Annotated in this window: 18 protein-coding genes; 12 read left to right on the top strand and 6 right to left on the bottom strand. The window is 72.7% G+C overall.

The window, feature by feature from the left end; all coding sequences use genetic code 11:
- Nucleotides 1-92 precede the first annotated feature (92 nt).
- From OOK34_RS20985 to OOK34_RS21005, 5 genes are all read left to right on the top strand, one after another.
- The gene (locus tag OOK34_RS20985) at nt 93-875 is read left to right on the top strand and encodes an SDR family oxidoreductase (RefSeq protein ID WP_267035397.1); all 783 of its coding nucleotides are present in this window, start codon (nt 93-95) and stop codon (nt 873-875) included.
- A 15-nt stretch (nt 876-890) separates the two neighbouring features.
- Nucleotides 891-1,502, top strand: a complete 612-nt coding sequence (locus OOK34_RS20990) for a TetR/AcrR family transcriptional regulator (RefSeq protein ID WP_267035398.1) — start codon at nt 891-893, stop codon at nt 1,500-1,502.
- An 18-nt stretch (nt 1,503-1,520) separates the two neighbouring features.
- Entirely contained in the window at nt 1,521-2,678 is a 1,158-nt protein-coding gene (locus OOK34_RS20995; protein ID WP_267035399.1) for an acetyl-CoA C-acetyltransferase, read from the top strand.
- Nucleotides 2,679-2,875: 197 nt separating this feature from the next.
- Nucleotides 2,876-3,079, top strand: a complete 204-nt coding sequence (locus OOK34_RS21000) for a cold-shock protein (protein WP_007263537.1) — start codon at nt 2,876-2,878, stop codon at nt 3,077-3,079.
- A 118-nt stretch (nt 3,080-3,197) separates the two neighbouring features.
- Nucleotides 3,198-4,874 carry a DEAD/DEAH box helicase gene (locus tag OOK34_RS21005; RefSeq protein WP_267035400.1) on the top strand — a complete coding sequence of 559 codons (1,677 nt, stop codon included), beginning with the start codon at nt 3,198-3,200 and terminating at the stop codon, nt 4,872-4,874.
- Between the two features lie 98 nt (nt 4,875-4,972).
- Here the strand turns inward: OOK34_RS21005 and OOK34_RS21010 are convergent, their stop codons facing one another.
- The 5 genes from OOK34_RS21010 to OOK34_RS21030 are packed head-to-tail and all read right to left on the bottom strand — an operon-like array spanning nt 4,973 to nt 9,410.
- Nucleotides 4,973-5,929 carry a tyrosine-protein phosphatase gene (locus OOK34_RS21010; RefSeq protein ID WP_267035401.1) on the bottom strand — a complete coding sequence of 319 codons (957 nt, stop codon included), beginning with the start codon at nt 5,927-5,929 and terminating at the stop codon, nt 4,973-4,975.
- Nucleotides 5,930-5,958: 29 nt separating this feature from the next.
- A complete protein-coding gene (locus tag OOK34_RS21015; RefSeq protein ID WP_267035402.1) occupies nt 5,959-7,053 on the bottom strand; it encodes a nitronate monooxygenase family protein in 1,095 nt (364 codons plus the stop codon).
- Nucleotides 7,054-7,057: 4 nt separating this feature from the next.
- Nucleotides 7,058-7,792, bottom strand: a complete 735-nt coding sequence (locus OOK34_RS21020; protein WP_267035403.1) for a CoA-transferase subunit beta — start codon at nt 7,790-7,792, stop codon at nt 7,058-7,060.
- Nucleotides 7,789-8,640: a CoA transferase subunit A gene (locus OOK34_RS21025; protein ID WP_267035404.1), complete on the bottom strand. Its 852-nt coding sequence runs from the start codon at nt 8,638-8,640 to the stop codon at nt 7,789-7,791. The genes OOK34_RS21020 and OOK34_RS21025 overlap by 4 nt, the downstream gene beginning before the upstream one ends.
- Nucleotides 8,637-9,410, bottom strand: a complete 774-nt coding sequence (locus OOK34_RS21030; protein WP_267035405.1) for an enoyl-CoA hydratase family protein — start codon at nt 9,408-9,410, stop codon at nt 8,637-8,639. Before OOK34_RS21030 ends, OOK34_RS21025 begins: the two co-directional genes overlap by 4 nt.
- A 56-nt stretch (nt 9,411-9,466) precedes the next feature.
- On the opposite strand from OOK34_RS21030, the gene OOK34_RS21035 reads away from it, so the two are divergent.
- From OOK34_RS21035 to OOK34_RS21050, 4 genes are all read left to right on the top strand, one after another.
- Nucleotides 9,467-10,231 carry an SDR family oxidoreductase gene (locus OOK34_RS21035; protein WP_267035406.1) on the top strand — a complete coding sequence of 255 codons (765 nt, stop codon included), beginning with the start codon at nt 9,467-9,469 and terminating at the stop codon, nt 10,229-10,231.
- A gap of 1 nt (nt 10,232) precedes the next feature.
- The gene (locus OOK34_RS21040) at nt 10,233-11,144 is read left to right on the top strand and encodes an SDR family oxidoreductase (protein ID WP_267035407.1); all 912 of its coding nucleotides are present in this window, start codon (nt 10,233-10,235) and stop codon (nt 11,142-11,144) included.
- A 251-nt stretch (nt 11,145-11,395) separates the two neighbouring features.
- Nucleotides 11,396-12,049, top strand: coding sequence for a DUF4360 domain-containing protein (locus OOK34_RS21045; RefSeq protein WP_267035408.1), 654 nt, complete (start codon nt 11,396-11,398; stop codon nt 12,047-12,049).
- Nucleotides 12,050-12,116: 67 nt separating this feature from the next.
- Entirely contained in the window at nt 12,117-12,800 is a 684-nt protein-coding gene (locus OOK34_RS21050; protein ID WP_267035409.1) for a DUF4360 domain-containing protein, read from the top strand.
- Nucleotides 12,801-12,982: 182 nt separating this feature from the next.
- Here OOK34_RS21050 and OOK34_RS21055 read toward each other — a convergent pair whose 3' ends face one another.
- Complete coding sequence (locus OOK34_RS21055; RefSeq protein WP_267035410.1) at nt 12,983-13,666, bottom strand: HAD family acid phosphatase; 684 nt, start codon at nt 13,664-13,666, stop codon at nt 12,983-12,985.
- Between the two features lie 244 nt (nt 13,667-13,910).
- Between OOK34_RS21055 and OOK34_RS21060 the strand changes: the two genes are divergently transcribed.
- From OOK34_RS21060 to OOK34_RS21070, 3 genes are all read left to right on the top strand, one after another.
- A complete protein-coding gene (locus tag OOK34_RS21060) occupies nt 13,911-14,684 on the top strand; it encodes a trypsin-like serine protease (protein ID WP_267035411.1) in 774 nt (257 codons plus the stop codon).
- Between the two features lie 214 nt (nt 14,685-14,898).
- Nucleotides 14,899-15,555 (top strand): response regulator transcription factor, encoded by a 657-nt coding sequence (locus OOK34_RS21065; RefSeq protein WP_267035412.1) that lies wholly within the window; start codon nt 14,899-14,901, stop codon nt 15,553-15,555.
- Nucleotides 15,556-15,793: 238 nt separating this feature from the next.
- Nucleotides 15,794-16,966, top strand: coding sequence for a sensor histidine kinase (locus OOK34_RS21070; RefSeq protein WP_267035413.1), 1,173 nt, complete (start codon nt 15,794-15,796; stop codon nt 16,964-16,966).
- The last annotated feature ends 58 nt before the right edge of the window (nt 16,967-17,024 follow it).

The raw sequence follows: 17,024 nt of genomic DNA on the forward strand, positions 1-17,024 counted from the left end.
CGAGCGGGTCCGCCGGCCTTCCCTAACAAGTGTTTGGTAGGTTAACGTACGGCCATGACCAGCGTCGAGGAGTTCCGCACCGAGGCCCGGGCATGACCGCGCCCGCGTACGTCCCCGCCCACGGGCTGCTCCGGGGCCGCACCGCCGTCATCACCGCCGCCGCCGGAGCCGGCATCGGCGGGGCCACCGCCCGCCGCTTCCTGGAGGAGGGCGCCGCCGTCCTGATCAGCGACGCCCACGCCCGCCGGCTCAAGGAGACCGAGGACGCCCTCGCCGCCGAGTTCGGCGCCGGCAAGGTCGCCTCCCTGCCCTGCGACGTCACCTCCGAGGAACAGGTCCAGGCCCTCTTCGCGCACGCCGAGCGGCTGCACGGCGGCCTCGACGTCGTCGTCAACAACGCCGGCCTCGGCGGCACCGCCGCCCTCGTCGACATGACCGACGAGCAGTGGGGCCGGGTCCTCGACGTCACCCTGAACGGCACCTTCCGCTGCACCCGCGCCGCGCTGCGCTCCCTGAAGGCCGCCGGCCGCGGCGGAGTCGTCGTCAACAACGCCTCCGTCATCGGCTGGCGCGCCCAGACCGGCCAGGCCCACTACGCCGCCGCCAAGGCCGGGGTGATGGCACTGACCCGCTGCGCGGCACTGGAGGCCGCCGGGTTCGGCGTACGGATCAACGCGGTCGCCCCGAGCCTGGCCATGCATCCGCACCTGGTGAAGGTCACCAGCGAGGAGCTGCTGAGCGAGCTGACGGCCCGCGAGGCCTTCGGCCGGTACGCCGAGCCGTGGGAGATCGCCAACGTCATCGTCTTCCTGGCCAGCGGCTACTCCTCGTACATGACCGGCGAGACCGTCTCGGTCAGCAGCCAGCACGCGTAGGCCGAGAATGGGCGCGTGCCAACGAACAAGAAGCCGCAGGTGACACCCTCACCGGAGCGCCGCCGGGAACTCCTCGGCACCGCCGCCGAGGTCTTCGCCGCCCAGGGCTACAACGCCACCACCGTCCGCAAGATCGCCGACGCCGCCGGGATGCTCGCCGGCAGCCTCTACTACCACTTCGATTCCAAGGAATCGATGCTCGACGAGATCCTCTCGGCCTTCCTGAACGAGCTGTGGGCGGGGTACGACACCGTCCTCGCCGCCGGCCTCGGCCCCAGGGAGACCATCGAGGCCCTCGTCACCGAGTCCTTCCGGGAGATCGACCGGCACCGCGCCGCCGTCGCCATCTACCAGAAGGAAGCCCGCACGCTCTCCGCGCAGCCCCGCTTCCACTACCTCTCCGACTCGCAGCAGAAGTTCGAGAAGGCGTGGCTCGGGACGCTGGAGCGGGGGGTCGCCGCCCAGGTCTTCCGCGCCGACCTCGACATCCGCCTGACCTACCGCTTCGTCCGCGACACGGTGTGGGTCGCGGCGTCCTGGTACCGGCCGGGCGGCCAGCACAGCCCCGAGGAGATCGCCCGCCAGTACCTGTCGATGGTGCTGGACGGGATCGCCGTACGCCCCTGACCCGTTGAGGAGCCCGCAATGCCCGAGGCCTACATAGTCGACGCCGTACGCACCCCCGTGGGACGCAGGGGCGGCGGCCTGTCCGCCGTGCACCCCGCCGACCTGGGCGCCCACGTACTGAAGGCACTGGTCGAGCGCTCCGGGGTGGACCCGGCCGCGGTGGAGGACGTGGTGTTCGGCTGCCTCGACACGGTCGGGCCGCAGGCCGGCGACATCGCCCGCACGGCGTGGCTGGCGGCGGGCCTGCCGGAGGAGGTGCCGGGGGTGACGGTGGACCGGCAGTGCGGCTCCTCGCAGCAGGCCGTGCACTTCGCGGCGCAGGGGGTCCTGTCCGGAACCCAGGACCTGGTGGTCGCGGGCGGCACCCAGAACATGTCGATGATCCCGATCGCCTTCGCCTCCCGGCAGGCCGCGGAGCCGCTGGGCTTCACCGAGGGCCCCTACGCGGGATCGGCCGGCTGGCGGGCGCGGTACGGGGACGCTCCGGTGAACCAGTTCCACGGGGCGCAGCTCATCGCGCGGAAGTGGGAGATCTCGCGGCGGGACATGGAGGAGTTCGCCCTGCGCTCCCACCAGCGGGCGATCCGCGCGATCGACGAGGGCCGCTTCGCCCGGGAGACCGTCGCCTACGGGGAGGTCCGGGTGGACGAGGGGCCGCGCCGGGACACCACCCTGGAGAAGATGGCCGGGCTCAAGCCGGTGGTCGAGGGCGGCACCATCACGGCGGCCGTCTCCTCCCAGGTCTCGGACGGCGCGGCGGCCATGCTGATCGCCTCCGAGCGGGCGGTCGCCGAGCACGGCCTCACGCCCCGGGCCCGCATCCACCACCTGTCGGTGCGCGGCGAGGACCCCATCCGCATGCTGTCGGCCCCGATCCCGGCGACGGCGTACGCCCTGAAGAAGACCGGCCTCACCCTGGACGACATCGACCTGGTCGAGATCAACGAGGCCTTCGCCCCGGTGGTCCTGGCCTGGCTGAAGGAGACGGGCGCCGACCCCGACCGGGTCAACGTCAACGGCGGCGCCATCGCCCTGGGGCACCCGCTGGGGGCGACGGGCGTGAAGCTGATGACCACCCTGCTGCACGAGCTGGAGCGCACGGGAGGTCGCTACGGCCTCCAGACCATGTGCGAGGGCGGCGGACAGGCCAACGTGACGATCATCGAGCGGCTGTAGCGACGACGGCGGCAGGGGCCGTGGAGGAGTGGTGACCCAGGTCGCAGCACCACCCGCCCGAGGTGTGCTAGCTTTGGGGGCGTTGCAGTTGTGGTACCCATGAACTTTATGTGCGCCTACGGACTTCCGCAGGCGCTTTTATTGTTTTTCCCGGAATCTCCCGGATGGGGCCCTTGCCGCCTATTCAGGAGATTCAAATGGCTAACGGTACCGTGAAGTGGTTCAACTCGGAAAAGGGCTTCGGCTTCATCGAGCAGGACGGTGGCGGCCCGGACGTCTTCGCCCACTACTCGAACATCGCCACCCAGGGCTTCCGTGAGCTCACCGAGGGTCAGCGCGTGACCTTCGACGTCACCCAGGGCCAGAAGGGCCCCCAGGCGGAGAACATCCTCCCCGCCTAAGTTCTTCAGCATGCCGGGGTCCGCACCGTGAGGTGCGGGCCCCGGCTTGTCTGCTGTCTCGACCTTTGTTGCACCTGCCGGTTTCAGGAGGGTGCCGGTTTCAGGAGGGCTTTCTCGCATGACCAGCTCCAGCTCCGCACGACCCAGCCGCCGCCCCACCCGGGGTCGAGGTGCGGCCCAGGGGCGTCCGAAGGCTGGCGCGGGACGGCAGAAGTCCGCCCCCGCCCCCCGGCCGCAGGAATTCACCATGCCCGAACCGCTGACCCCGGCCCTCCCGCCGGTGGCCGCGTTCGAGGACATGGACATGCCCGAGGCGCTGCTGAAGACCCTCGCAGCCCAGGGCGTGACCGAGCCCTTCCCGATCCAGGCCGCCACCCTGCCGAACTCGCTCGCCGGCCGTGACCTGCTCGGCCGCGGCCGCACCGGCTCCGGCAAGACGCTGGCCTTCGGCCTGGCGCTGCTGGCCCGTACCGCCGGCCGCCGCGCCCAGCCGAAGCAGCCGCTCGCGCTGGTCCTCGTACCGACCCGCGAGCTGGCGCAGCAGGTCACCGACGCCCTGGCCCCGTACGCCACGTCCGTCAACCTGCGCATCGCGACCGTCGTCGGCGGCATGTCGATCAACCGGCAGTCCGGCGCCCTGCGCCGCGGCGCCGAGGTGCTCGTCGCCACCCCCGGCCGCCTGAAGGACCTCATCGACCGCGGTGACGCCGACCTCTCGCAGGTCTCGGTCACCGTCCTCGACGAGGCCGACCAGATGACCGACATGGGCTTCATGCCGCAGGTCACCGCCCTGCTCAAGCAGGTCCAGTCCGGCGGCCAGACCATGCTGTTCTCGGCGACCCTCGACAAGAACATCGACAAGCTCGTCAAGATGTTCCTCACCGACCCCGTCGCCTTCTCCGTCGACCCGTCCGCCGGTGCGGTCAGCACGATGGAGCACCACGTCCTGTACGTCATGGACGAGACCGACAAGAAGGCCGTGGCCACGCGTATAGCCGCTCGCGACGGCCGGGTGATCATGTTCGTGGACACCAAGCGCGGGGTCGACCGCATGGTCAAGAAGCTCCTCGCGGACGGTGTGCGCGCCTCCGGCCTGCACGGCGGGCGCTCCCAGCCGCAGCGCAACCGGACCCTGGACTGGTTCAAGACCGGTGAGGTCACCGCGCTGGTCGCCACCAACGTGGCCGCGCGCGGCATCCACATCGACGACCTCGACCTGGTCGTCAACGTGGACCCGCCGACCGACCACAAGGACTACCTGCACCGCGGCGGCCGTACCGCCCGCGCCGGCGAGTCCGGCAGCGTGGTCACCCTGGTCCTGCCCGACCAGAAGCGGGACATGACCCGGCTGATGTCGGACGCCGGGATCACCCCGCGCACGGCGCAGATCAAGTCCTCCGACGAGGAACTGGCCCGGATCACCGGCGCCCGGGTGCCCTCCGGCATCCCGGTCGTGCTGGAGGTGCCGCAGGCCGCCCCGCCGAAGCCGCGCAACGGCTCCGGCTCGGGCTCGGGCTCCTCGCGCCGTCGCTCCGGCGGCCCGCGCGGCGGCTCCGCCACGGGCGGCGCCCCGGCGGCGGGCGGCCGCGGCCGTCGCTCCGGCGGCTCCGCGTCCGGTCAGGCCCCCGCCTCCGCGTCGGGCCAGGCCCGTCGCGGTCAGGGTGGCGGCCAGGGCACCGGCGGTGCCCCCGCCCAGGCCCGCCGCAGCGGTGGCTCCGCCTCCGGTGGCGCGGCCGCGGCCTCCGCGCGCAGCCGCGTCGGGACGGGCGGCCAGGGCCGCCGCCGGGCGGTCTGACCCCTCGCACAGCACGGATCCCGCAGCACCGGAACGCCGGGTGGCACGCATCGCGCGCCGCCCGGCGTTCCGCCGTTCCGCCGTTCCGGGCCCGGCGGCTACCGGACCAGCTTGTTCTGGAGCTTCGCCAGCGTCCGCAGGTCCAGGCCGAGACCGTCCGTCAGATAGCCGTAGAAGCTCCCGTAGTCGGCCTCCAGCTGCGCGGTCGCCGCGTCCAGGTAGTCCTGGCGGACCTCCTGGAGCGGGATCAGCAGGTCCGGGTTCTGCATCCGCCCCGACTGCTTGAGGCCCGCGCGCACCTGGGCGTCGTACGCCGCCCGGAAGGTGTTGGAGGCCAGGTAGTCGCTCTCGGCCGTCTCCTGCGGCACGGCCAGCGAACGCAGCAGGACGTAACTCATCCAGCCCGTCCGGTCCTTGCCGGAGGTGCAGTGGTACAGCAGCGGACCCTGGTTCCCGTCCGCGATCTCCCGCAGGGTGGCCGCGAACTGCGCCCGGTTCTCGGGGCTGGTCACGAAGGTGCGGTAGATGTCCCGCATGTAGGCCTCGGCGCGGCCGCCGCCCAGCATCTGCTCCTGCTTCACGGGATCGCCGGTGGCTATCGCGCCGACCAGCGTGCCGTACAGGCCCAGGTCGCTGATCGGGCGGGCGGTGGGGGTGAGCCCCTGCGGCAGCCGGTCGGCGCCGTCGTACTGGAGCTCCATGGGGATGCGGAAGTCGACGACCTTCGTGAGGCCGAGACCCGAGACGGTGGTGATGTCCGCCTGGGTCAGCTTGCTCAGCGCGTCGGAGCGGTACACCAGCCCCTGGCGGACCCGGCCGCCCGTGTAGGTGGAGTAGCCGCCGAGGTCCCGGAGGTTGACGGCGGCCTGGAGGGGGATCTGACGGATCGTTTCCGCTGCGGGGTACCGGTCGTGCGGCTGCCGGTGCTGGCGGGCCTGTCCGGCGGATGCGGCGCTGCCGGCCGGCGCCGCGTACGCGGAAACGGCGGGCAGGGTCCCGATGGCGAGGACGGCGGCGGCCGCCGCGGTCGCCAGGCGGATTCGGGCACGGCTCATCATGCGACTCCTGAAACGGAGAAGGGGGATCACCCTGGTGGTGGCAGGGTGCGGAGCGAGTGCAGTGCTTCCAGTGCCTGTTGTGCTTCGGCCATGACGCGCGAGACGAGTTCCGCACAGGACGGCAGATCCTCGATCACCCCCGCGACCTGGCCCGATGCCATGACACCGAGGTCCGTACGGCCCTCGACCATGGACGCCTTCAGGAGCATCGGGGTGTTCGCGGCGAGCAGGACCTGGCTCCAGGACAGGTCCTTGCCGTGCTTCATCGCCAGGCCGTCGCGCACCATCCCCGCCCAGCTCAGGCCCGACAGCTTCCGGAAGCCCGCCGCGTGCCGGACCGCCCTGGCCAGCGCCCCGGCACGGCCCGACCGCTCCAGCGCCGCGACCAGCTCGGTGCGCAGCATCCGGTGCGGCAGCCCGTCGACGGCCGTGGTGACGGTGACGTCCTTGACGCCGGCCTTCAGGTACTCGGCCTTGACCGCGTCGGGGACGGTGGAGTCGGAGGTCAGCAGGAAGCGGGTGCCCATGGCGATGCCCGCGGCCCCGTAGGCCAGGGCCGCGACCAGGCCGCGGCCGTCGTGGAAGCCGCCCGCTGCGATCACCGGGATGTCCACCGCGTCGACCACCTGGGGCAGCAGCACGGTCGTGGCCACGTCCCCGGTGTGCCCGCCGCCCTCCCCACCCTGCACGATCACCGCGTCCGCGCCCCAGGCCGCCACCTTCTCGGCGTGCCGGCGCGCCCCGATCGAGGGGATCACCACCACCCCGGCGTCCTTGAGCCGGGCGATCAGCTCCCGGGACGGGGCGAGGGCGAAGGAGGCCACCCGTACGCCCTCGTCGATGATCAGCCGTACGCGCTCGGCCGCGTCCCCGGCGTCCGCCCGCAGGTTGACCCCGAACGGCGCGTCCGTACGGGACCTTACCTCCCGGACCGCCGCGCGCAGCTGCTCCGTGGTCATCGTCGCCGAGGCCAGGATCCCCAGCGCCCCCGCCCCGGCCGCCGCCGAGACCAGCCGCGGGCCCGCCACCCAGCCCATGCCCGTCTGCACGATCGGGTACCGGACCCCGACCAGCTTGGTGAACGCCGTCTCCATCACCGTCTCCCTCGCTGCCGTCCCCACCGGGTCAGACCCGTACTTCCCGGTCGCGCAGGCCCTTGGGGTCGATCACCTCGCGGATCAGCCGCAGCTCCTCGGCGGCCGGCTCGCGGGTGTACGCGACCTCGTCCGCGACCGCCAGCTCGAAGCCGGTGGCCGCGCGGACCTCTTCGACCGTGACGCCCGGGTGGAGGGAAGCCAGGCGCATCGAGCGGTCCGGGCCCGCGAAGTCGAAGACCCCGAGATCGCTGACCACCCGGGGCAGCCGGTGGAAGCGCGTCACCCCGGCCGCCTCCGCGCGGTCGTAGCCCACCCCGCTGACCATGTCGACGCGCTCGACGAACACCCGGGGGGAGTGCTTCGGCACCCAGTAGCTCACCGGGTTGTTCAGGGTGTTGACGGGCGCGCCGCGCACCCCGAGGAGCTGGCGGGAGGGCCGCTCCCAGTCGCCGATGCAGGAGATGTTCTGGTTGCCGAACCGGTCGAGCTGGCTGGCGCCCATCATCACGTGCCGCCGGCCGCCCGTGACCATCGTCAGATGGCGGCGGTAGGGGAGCCAGCCCTCGGCCGTGCCGTCGAGGCCGACCAGCATGGCCTCGCCGTCGGTGAGCAGCAGGTCGGGGGAGAAGGTCCGCTTGGCGAGCCGGGCGCCGAAGGAGGGGATCAGGCCCATCGGGCTGGCGAGCACCTCGCCGTTGTCGCGCCAGGCCTCGGCGCAGGCGATCACGCAGTATTCCTGTCGGGTGGCGGTCGCGGTGGTCACTGTTGCTCCTCGTGCCAGGTCCGGACGGCGGTCTGGTAGTCGTGCTCGTTCCCGCCGGCCAGGAAGCGGGCGGCGAACTCGGGCCAGGGGGTGGACGCGTAGAGCTTCTGGAAGGCCTCGTCGCGGTCGTAGTCGGGCGCGCAGGAGGTGAAGTGCGCGCCGTTCGGGGTCTCCACGACCCCGGTGACGGAGTGCCGGCTGACGAGGAGGGACTGCGGGGGGCCGGACTTCGCCAGCTCGGCGCTCTCCACGAGCTGCTCGCAGGAGACGTACGCGGCGTCGGCGGCCTCGCAGAAGAGGTCGTCGAAGTACGGGTCCGGGCCCAGGTACTGGGCGTTGCCGAGACGGTCGGCGCGGTTGAGGTGGACCAGGGCCGCGTCCATCCGCAGGGCGGGGACGGCGACGAACTCCTCGCCGTCGGCGTAGGGGGAGGTGACGGTGCGCAGCTCCGGGTTGACCCGCATCACGTCGGAGCCGAGCCCGGCCCGGACGGGCATGAAGGGGAGCCGGTTCGCGGCGGCGTGCAGGCCCCACATGAACATGGCCTCGTCGTACTCGGTCAGGGTGAAGGCGCCGCTCTCGCGGGCGGCCCGGAAGTTCGGCTCCAGCGCGATGGAGTCGAGGGTCGCGAAGGGGGCCACCAGTCTGCGGATCCGCCCGGCCGCGGCCAGCAGCCCGACGTCCGGGCCGCCGTACGAGATCACGGTGAGATCCGTGACCGGGGAGCGCAGCAGCGCCCGCACCAGCGCCATCGGCTTGCGCCGGGAACCCCAGCCGCCGATGCCGAGGGTCATGCCGCTGCGCAGCTGCCCGACCACCTCTTCGGGGGTCATGCTCTTGTCCGTCATACGGTGTCTCCCTGTCCCTTCTCGGAGGTGCGGCCCTTCCCGAAGGTGTCGCGGACCCGGTCGGCGACACCGCTGAGGTTGGCCTCGAAGGTGAAGCCCTGCTCGAAGCGGTAGCTGCGGCGGACGTCCACGGGGTCGATGCCGTTGATGGCGGCCTTGGCCAGGCGGATCAGGTGGCCGTCCTTCTTCGCGATCTCGGCCGCCAGTTCCAGGGCGGCGCCGCGCAGCTCGGCGGGCGGGACCACCTTCCAGACGGAGCCGTGCGCGTGCAGTTCGGCGGCGGTGGCGGTGCGCGAGGTGTAGTAGAGGGCGCGCATCAGGTGCTGCGGGACGAGCCGGGCCAGGTGGGTGGCGGCGCCGAGGGCGCCCCGGTCGAGTTCGGGCAGGCCGAAGACGGCGTCGTCGCTCGCCACGATCGCGTCGGCGTTGCCGACGAGGCCGATGCCGCCGCCCAGGCAGAAGCCGTTCACGGCGGCGATCACCGGCACCTCGCACTCGTACACGGCGGCGAAGGCCTCGTAGCAACCGCGGTTGGCGCCGATGAGGGCGCCGTGCCCGGTGTCGCGCTGCATCTCCTTGATGTCGACCCCGGCGTTGAAGCCGCGGCCCTCGGCGGCCAGGACCACACAGCGGACCCCGGGGTCGCGGCCGGCCGCGCGCAGGGCGTCGGCGAGGTCGTACCAGCCCTGCACGGGAAGGGCGTTGACGGGCGGGTAGTCGGCTGTGACGAGTGCGATGCCCTTGTCCGGGCCGGAGGTGGAGACACCCATGAGCGGATCAGCTACCTTTCCACCAAACATTTGTTAGGTGAGGAAGGTAGCAGCCGATGGAGCTCAAGGGGAGGGTTGCCGTCGTCACCGGCGGAACCCGGGGCGTGGGCGCCGGGATCGCGCGCGCGTTCCTCGCGGCGGGGGCCGAGGTGGTGGTCTGCGCCCGCCGGCCGCCGGGGGGGCCGGTGGCTGCGGAGGGCCGCCGCGCCGCCTTCACCGCCGTGGACCTGCGCGATCCGGCCGCCGTCCAGCGGTTCTTCGGGGCGGTCGCGGACCGGTACGGGCGGCTCGACTGCCTGGTGAACAACGCGGGCGGGACCCCGTACCGGCTGCTGGGGGAGGGCGGGGCCGAGCGGCACGCGCGGGTCCTCGAGCTCAACCTGGTGGCGCCGATGACGGCCTCGCTGGCCGCGTACCCGTGGCTGCGCGAGAGCCGGGGCTCGGTCGTGATGATCGGCAGCGTCAGCGGGACCCGGCCCTCCCCGGGGACGGCGGCCTACGGGGCGGCCAAGGCGGGCCTGGAGAACCTGGCCCGCTCGATGGCCGTGGAGTGGGCGCCCGAGGTACGGGTCAACTCGCTGGTCCTCGGCATGGTGCGGACCGAGCTGGCGCACCTGCACTACGGGGACGAGGCGGGCATCGCGGCGGTCGGCGCCACCGTCCCGCTGGGCCGGCTGGCCGAGCCCTCGGACGTGGGGGAGGCGGCGGTGTTCCTCGCCTCGGACCGGGCGGGATATGTGAGCGGCGCGAGCCTGCTGGTGCACGGCGGCGGGGAGCGGCCGGCGTTTCTGGATGCGGCAACGGTCAACAAGGAGAGCTGAGATGGGTATTGCGGACGGACGCGTGGTGATCGTGACGGGCGCGGGGCGGGGGCTGGGCCGGGCCCACGCGCTGGCCTTCGCGGCGGAGGGGGCGCGGGTGGTCGTCAACGACCTCGGGGTGGGCCTCGACGGGCTGCCGGGGCCCGACAGCCCGGCCGCGCAGGTCGTGGAGGAGATCCGGACGCTGGGTGGGGAGGCCGTGGCGCACGGCGGGGACATCGCGACCGACGAGGGCGCGGCCTCCCTGGTGGACCGCGCGGTCGTCGCCTTCGGCCGCCTGGACACCCTGGTCAACAACGCCGGCTTCCTGCGGGACCGGATGCTGGTCAACCTCGGCGAGGACGACTGGGACGCGGTGATGCGGGTCCACCTCAAGGGGCACTTCCTGCCGCTGAAGCACGCCGCCGCCTGGTGGCGGGCCGAGGCGAAGGCCGGGCGGCGGCCGGCCGCGCGGGTGGTCAACACCTCCTCGGGTGCGGGGCTGCTGGGCTCCGTCGGCCAGGGCAACTACAGCGCGGCCAAGGCGGGCATCCTCGGCCTGACCCTGGTGGCGGCGGCCGAGATGGGCCGGTACGGGGTCCAGGTCAACGCCATCGCCCCGGCGGCCCGGACCCGGATGACGCAGGAGGCCTTCGCCGGGACGATGGCGGCCCCGGCCGAGGGGGCCTTCGACGCGATGGCCCCGGAGAACGTGTCCCCGCTGGTGGTGTGGCTGGGCTCGGACGCCTCGGCCGGGGTCACGGGCCGGGTGTTCGAGGCCGAGGGCGGGCGCATCACGGTGATGGAGGGCTGGCGCCCGGGCCCCACCACGGACCGCGGCGCCCGCTGGTCCCCGGCGGAGGCGGGCGAGGCCGCGGCGAAACTCCTGTCCGAGTCGCAGCCGCCGCAGCCGGTGTACGGCGCGAAGCCCTAGCGGGCCGGGGGGCCGGGCCCGGTCGGGGGTTCTGGACATCTTCCGGTGCGCGCGGTGCGGGGTCCGTTCGGGCGGGACGGGGTGGCGGGGCTGATGGGCGCGGTGCGGCGCGAATCGGGGGCTCGCGGGATCCGGCCAGGAAACGCGGCCGGCGGGCGTTGGCCGTATCGCGTCCTTCCCAGCCCCGCACCGGCTGTGGTGGCATGTCCACGCCGAATTCCTCGCCCGTCCGCAGGAATGGAGAACCGAAGATGCCGCTCCACAGAATGGCCGTCGGCGCCGCGATCGCGGTGTTGTCGGCCATGGCCCTGCCCGCACAGGCCCAGGCGGATTCCCCCGATATTCCGCCGCCCGGCCGCATTACGGTCGACGTGGTCGGGGTCAACGGCTCGGGCTGCCCCCAGGGGACCGCGGACGTCGCCACCGCCTCCGACAACACGGCGTTCACCGTCACCTACAGCAACTACCTCGCGCAGACGGGCGCCGGCTCCAGCGGCACCGAGTTCCGCAAGAACTGCCAGCTGGCCCTGCGGATCCACGTGCCGCAGGGGTTCACGTACGCCATCGCCCGCGCGGACTACCGCGGCTTCGCGCACCTCCAGCGCGGGGCGTACGGGCAGGAGCGCGCGAACTACTACTTCCAGGGCGCCGCCCAGACGGCCCGCACCACCCACCAGTTCAACGGCCCGTTCACGGACAACTGGCAGGCCAGCGACCAGACCGAGTACGCCGACCTGGTCTTCGCCCCCTGCGGCGAGGAGCGCAACCTCAACGTCAACACCGAACTGCGGGTCTACGGGGGCACGTCGAGCCCGCAGGCGCTGAGCTTCATGAGCATGGACTCCACGGACGGCAGCGTCAGCACGGTCTACCACTTCGAGTGGAAGGAATGTCCCGCGGCCTGACACGGACGCGCGAGCGCCGGCTGTGCCGATCCGAACAAGCCCGACCCGACGGCCAGGAGTGACAACGATGTCTCACCCCCTGTCCCGCACCCGCACCCGCACCCTGCTCATCGGCGGCGCGGCCGCCGCCCTGATCGCCGCCTCGACACCCGCCCAGGCCGGCGGACCGATCACGGTCCCGCCCGACAAGATCGTGATCGAACTCGCCACCGTGAACGGCTCCGGCTGCCGCGAGGGCACCGCCGAGGTGGCCGTCGCCCCCGACAACACCGCCTTCACGGTCACCTACAGCGACTACCTCGCCCAGGTCGGCCCCGGCGCCCCGCCGACCGCCTTCCGCAAGAACTGCCAGCTCAATCTCCGCGTCCACGTGCCCTCCGGCTTCACCTATGCGATCGTCCAGGCCGATTACCGGGGATTCGCATTCCTCCAGCCCGGCGCGTGGGGCCAGGAAAGGGCGAGCTACTACTTCCAGGGAATGCCGCAGACAGCCCAGCGGACTCACCAGTTCAGCGGACCGCTCAACGACAATTGGCAGACGAGCGACAAGACGGAATACGCCGACCTGGTCTGGGCCCCGTGCGGTGAAAAGCGCAATTTCAACATCAATACCGAACTGCGCGTGAACGCCGGCACCTCCAACCCGCAGACGTCCACGAGCTTCATGGCCATGGACTCCACCGACGCCAGCGTCAGCACCCTCTACCACCTCGCCTGGCAGGTGTGCCCGGCACCGAAGACGACGGACTAGCCCGGGAACGGCTCCGGGCCCGGCCCCCTGGCGAGGGGTCGGGCCCGGAGCCTCACTCGTGCGCTGCTATATGACTACCCGCTACATCCGCTCGCTGAACCGCAGCAAGCCCATCATGTTGTCCATCGCCCGCGCCGACACCGCCGGCTCCAGGTCCTGCGGCGGCGCGGGCGCGCGCCGGGTCAGGACAGCTTGCCGCCGTAGTCGGGCAGCTTGACGGTGCGTTCGGCGTGCCCGCCGACCAGGTCGCTCTCGTTGTTCCCGATGTTGGCGATGATCGTGTAGCCGCGCCCCTCGATCTCGGCGCGCTTGGCCGTCTTGTACGCGCTGACCTGGCCGAACAGGTCGGGCAGGTCCCGGACGTAGAGCCCGGTCACCGGGTAGCCGACCGCCTTCAGGTTGTACTCGGTCAGGGAGTACACGATCCCGGGGCGGGCGGTGACGAAGAAGATCGCCACGCCGCGCTGGTTCGCGTACTGGGTCAGTGCGCGGACCTTCTCGATCGCGGGCGTCGGGAACGTCCAGAACCAGTGGAAGTCCGTCTCCAGCGAGGAGTTGTCGATGTCGAGGACGATCGCGGGCTTCTCGCCGGCCGGGGAAGCGGCGATCCGCTGCTCGATGGCGGGACGGGCGGCGTCGATGACGGCGGCCACGTCGCGCTGCCAGGTGGCGTAGTCGATGCCGAGGATCGCCGCGTTGCCGCCGGGGGCGGAGGCGGAGGCGTAGGCGGAAACGGAGACCGGCGCGGGGGCCGGTGCCGTGGCCGCCTCGGCGGCGGTGGCCGGCAGCAGGGTCATCACGGCGGCGGCTACGGCCACGGTGGCGGCGGCGGTACGGGTCGTGCGGGTGCGGCGGGTGCTGCGCATGGGGGGCGCTCCTCGGTCACGGCTTGGCATGTACGTGACCAGAGTTGGCCAGAACCGACCCCATGTCTACTGGCCGGTAGGAAACTTTTCGTGGCCGCCCGATGAATGGTGATTCGCCTTCGCCGGACGGAAGTTGTCCGAAATCGCGCTCTTGATGGCAGTCGCGGAACGGATGTGTCATGGACTCGTCATTCACCCGATGGCACGCACAGCCCAACCCCCCACGAAAGGCAGTGTGCTGACCGTGACCACCCTTGGCAGAATCCTCAAGCGCACCCTCGCCGTCGGCGCCGTCACCCTCGCCGCCGTCAGCCTCCAGCCCGCCGGCGCGAACGCCGCACCCACCCCCGTCGTCGGCGGAACCCGCGCCGCGCAAGGGGAGTTCCCCTTCATGGTCCGGCTCTCCATGGGCTGCGGCGGAGCTCTCTACACCCAGCAGATCGTGCTCACCGCCGCCCACTGCGTCGACGGCTCCGGCAACAACACCTCCATCACCGCCACCGCCGGGGTCGTCGACCTCAGGAGCTCCAGCGCCATCAAGGTCAAGTCCACCAAGGTGCTCCAGGCCCCCGGCTACAACGGCCAGGGCAAGGACTGGGCCCTGATCAAGCTCGCCCAGCCGGTCAACCTGCCCACCCTCAAGATCGCCGACACCAAGGCCTACGACAACGGCACGTTCACCGTCGCCGGATGGGGCGCCGCCCGCGAAGGCGGCAGCCAGCAGCGCTACCTCCTCAAGGCCCAGGTCCCCTTCGTCTCCGACGCTTCCTGCCAGAGCTCCTACGGCAGCTCCCTCGTCCCGAACGAGGAGATCTGCGCCGGCTACGACCAGGGCGGCGTCGACACCTGCCAGGGCGACTCCGGCGGCCCGATGTTCCGCCGGGACAGCGCCAACGCCTGGGTCCAGGTCGGCATCGTCAGCTGGGGCGAGGGCTGCGCCCGGGCCGGCTACCCCGGCGTGTACACCGAGGTCTCCACCTTCGCCGCGGACATCAAGGCCGCCGCGGCCACCCTGTAGCCCCCTCCGCACACCCCTTCCCTCGTCCTTCCGGCCGGACCAGAACCGGCCGGAAGGGCGAGGCGCCATGTCCCGGACGTGCCTAACGTCGACTGGTGTGCCGCCCGCCCCGAACCCCGCCCCCGGTCCGCCCTGCGGTTGCGGGCCGGAGCGCGCACGGGTCCCATGGGAGGCATCCGGCGGCGGCAGCGGGCGACAGTGGGGCAGGCAGCGCATGGCGATCAGAGTGGTCATCGCGGACGACCAGGACATGGTCAGGACCGGATTCCGGATGATCCTCGAAAGCCAGCCCGACATAGAGGTCGTCGCGGACGTGGTCGACGGCGAGGCGGCCCTGGCCGCCGTGGCCGCACACCGGCCGGACGTCCTCCTCCTCGACATCCGCATGCCGAAGCTCGACGGTCTCGAAGTCACCCGCCGGCTCTCCGGACGGGACAGCCCGCGCATCGTCATCGTCACCACCTTCGACCTGGACGAGTACGTCCACGCGGCCCTGCACGGCGGCGCGTCCGGCTTCCTCCTGAAGGACGCGAGCCCGGCCATGCTGGTGGAAGCCGTCCGGGCGGCGGCCGTCGGCGACTCCCTCGTCTCACCCGCCATCACGGTCCGGCTGCTGCGCGAGATGGCCCCCCGCATCCCCGCCGCCCAGGCCGCCCGCCGCCCCGCCGAGCCCCTCACGGAACGGGAACGGGAAGTCGTACGCTGCCTCGCGCGCGGGCTGACCAACGCCGAGATCGCGGGCGAGCTCTTCGTGTCCCTGTCCACGGTCAAGACCCACCTGGCCAACGTCCAGGCCAAGCTCGACGCCCGCAACCGCGTCGAGATCGCCGCCTGGGCCTGGGAAAGCGGCCTCGCCGCCACGGCAGCGTGACCCCGAAGCCCGCCCCACCACCCGCGCGCCGGCCCGTACGTCTTCCCGCGCCGCCCGCGCGTCGGGCCGTACGTCTTCCCGCGGCGCCCGCGCGTCGGCCCGTACGTCTTCCCGCGGCGCTCCGCGGCCCGGCCGCCCCCCGCCGGGCCGCCGGACCGCACTCGGCCACGGGCACGCCGGACGCGGCCCGGCGGCCCGGGCCGGTCAGGCCCCGCGGGCCGGGGCGCGGGGGAGCGCGGTGAGCCCCCTCGCGACGTGGGCCCGCCGCCATCCGCGCGCCGCCGACTGGATCCGGCTCCTGCTCTGCCTCGTACTCCTCGCCCTCGTCACCTTCGAAGGCGTCGTCCTGGCCCGCCAGCCCAGCCCCCCGCACGCCGCCGTCTGGGCCTCCGGCCTCCTCGTCTGCCTCAGCGCCGCCCCCTGGCCCGGCATCCCGCTCCTCGCCCGCGCCTGGTTCGCCGCCGCCACCACCTGGACCGTCACCCTCCTCCTCATCTTCGGCAACCGCCCCGTCATCGTCTGGGGCGCCGGCGAGGCCATCGCCCTGCTCGTCCTCCTCTCCCAGGTCCTGCTCCGCGCCCCCGCCCGCACCGCCGCCGTCCTCGGCCCCCTCCTCGGCCTCGGCTGCATGGCCGCACCCGTCCGCGACTCCAGCCCCGGCCGGTTCACCCTGCTCTTCTCCGTCCTGGCCGTCGTCGTGGCCGCGTACTCCCTCCTCCTGCGCCTCCAGGCCGAGCACCGCGTGCGCGAACTGCGCGCCGTACGCACCGCCGAACGCCTCGAGCTCGCCCGCGAGCTCCACGACCTCGTCGCCCACCACGTCACCGGCATCGTCGTGGAAGCCCGCGCCGCCCGCTTCACCCACGTCGGCGCCGACCGCGCCGCCGAGATCTTCGGCCGCATCGAGACCGCCGGCGGCGAGGCCCTCGGCTCCATGCGCCGCCTCGTCAAGATCCTCCGCGAGAACGACGGCACCAGCGCCGCCGCCCCCGCCGCGCACACCCCCGACACCGCCCCCGTCGCCGGCCTCGCCGACATCCGGGAACTCACCCAACGGTTCTCCGCCACCGGACCGCCCGTCGTCCTCTACGTCGAGCAGGGCCTGGAAACCCGCCTCCCCGGCCACGTCGCCGCCACCGCCCACCGCATCGTCCTCGAAGCCCTCACCAACATCGGCAAGCACGCCGCCACCGCCACCGCCGTCCGCATCGGCCTGCGCACCGTCCCCGCCGGGCTCGAAGTACGCGTCGCCGACGACGGCGGACACCCCGCCAGGCTCTCCGAGAAGGCCCGCGGCGGCGGCTACGGCCTCGCCGGAATGGCCGAACGCGCCGAAGCCCTCGGCGGCTCCCTCACCGCCGGCCCCGCCCCCGAAGGCGGCTGGCTCGTCACCGCGACCCTGCCCGTGTGAGGCCCTGCGAGGCCACCGTGCGCTCCGCGTCTCACGGACCGGCCGACAGAGGTGCCGG

This window comes from Streptomyces sp. NBC_00091, from assembly GCF_026343185.1.
Taxonomy (GTDB): Bacteria; Actinomycetota; Actinomycetes; order Streptomycetales; family Streptomycetaceae; genus Streptomyces.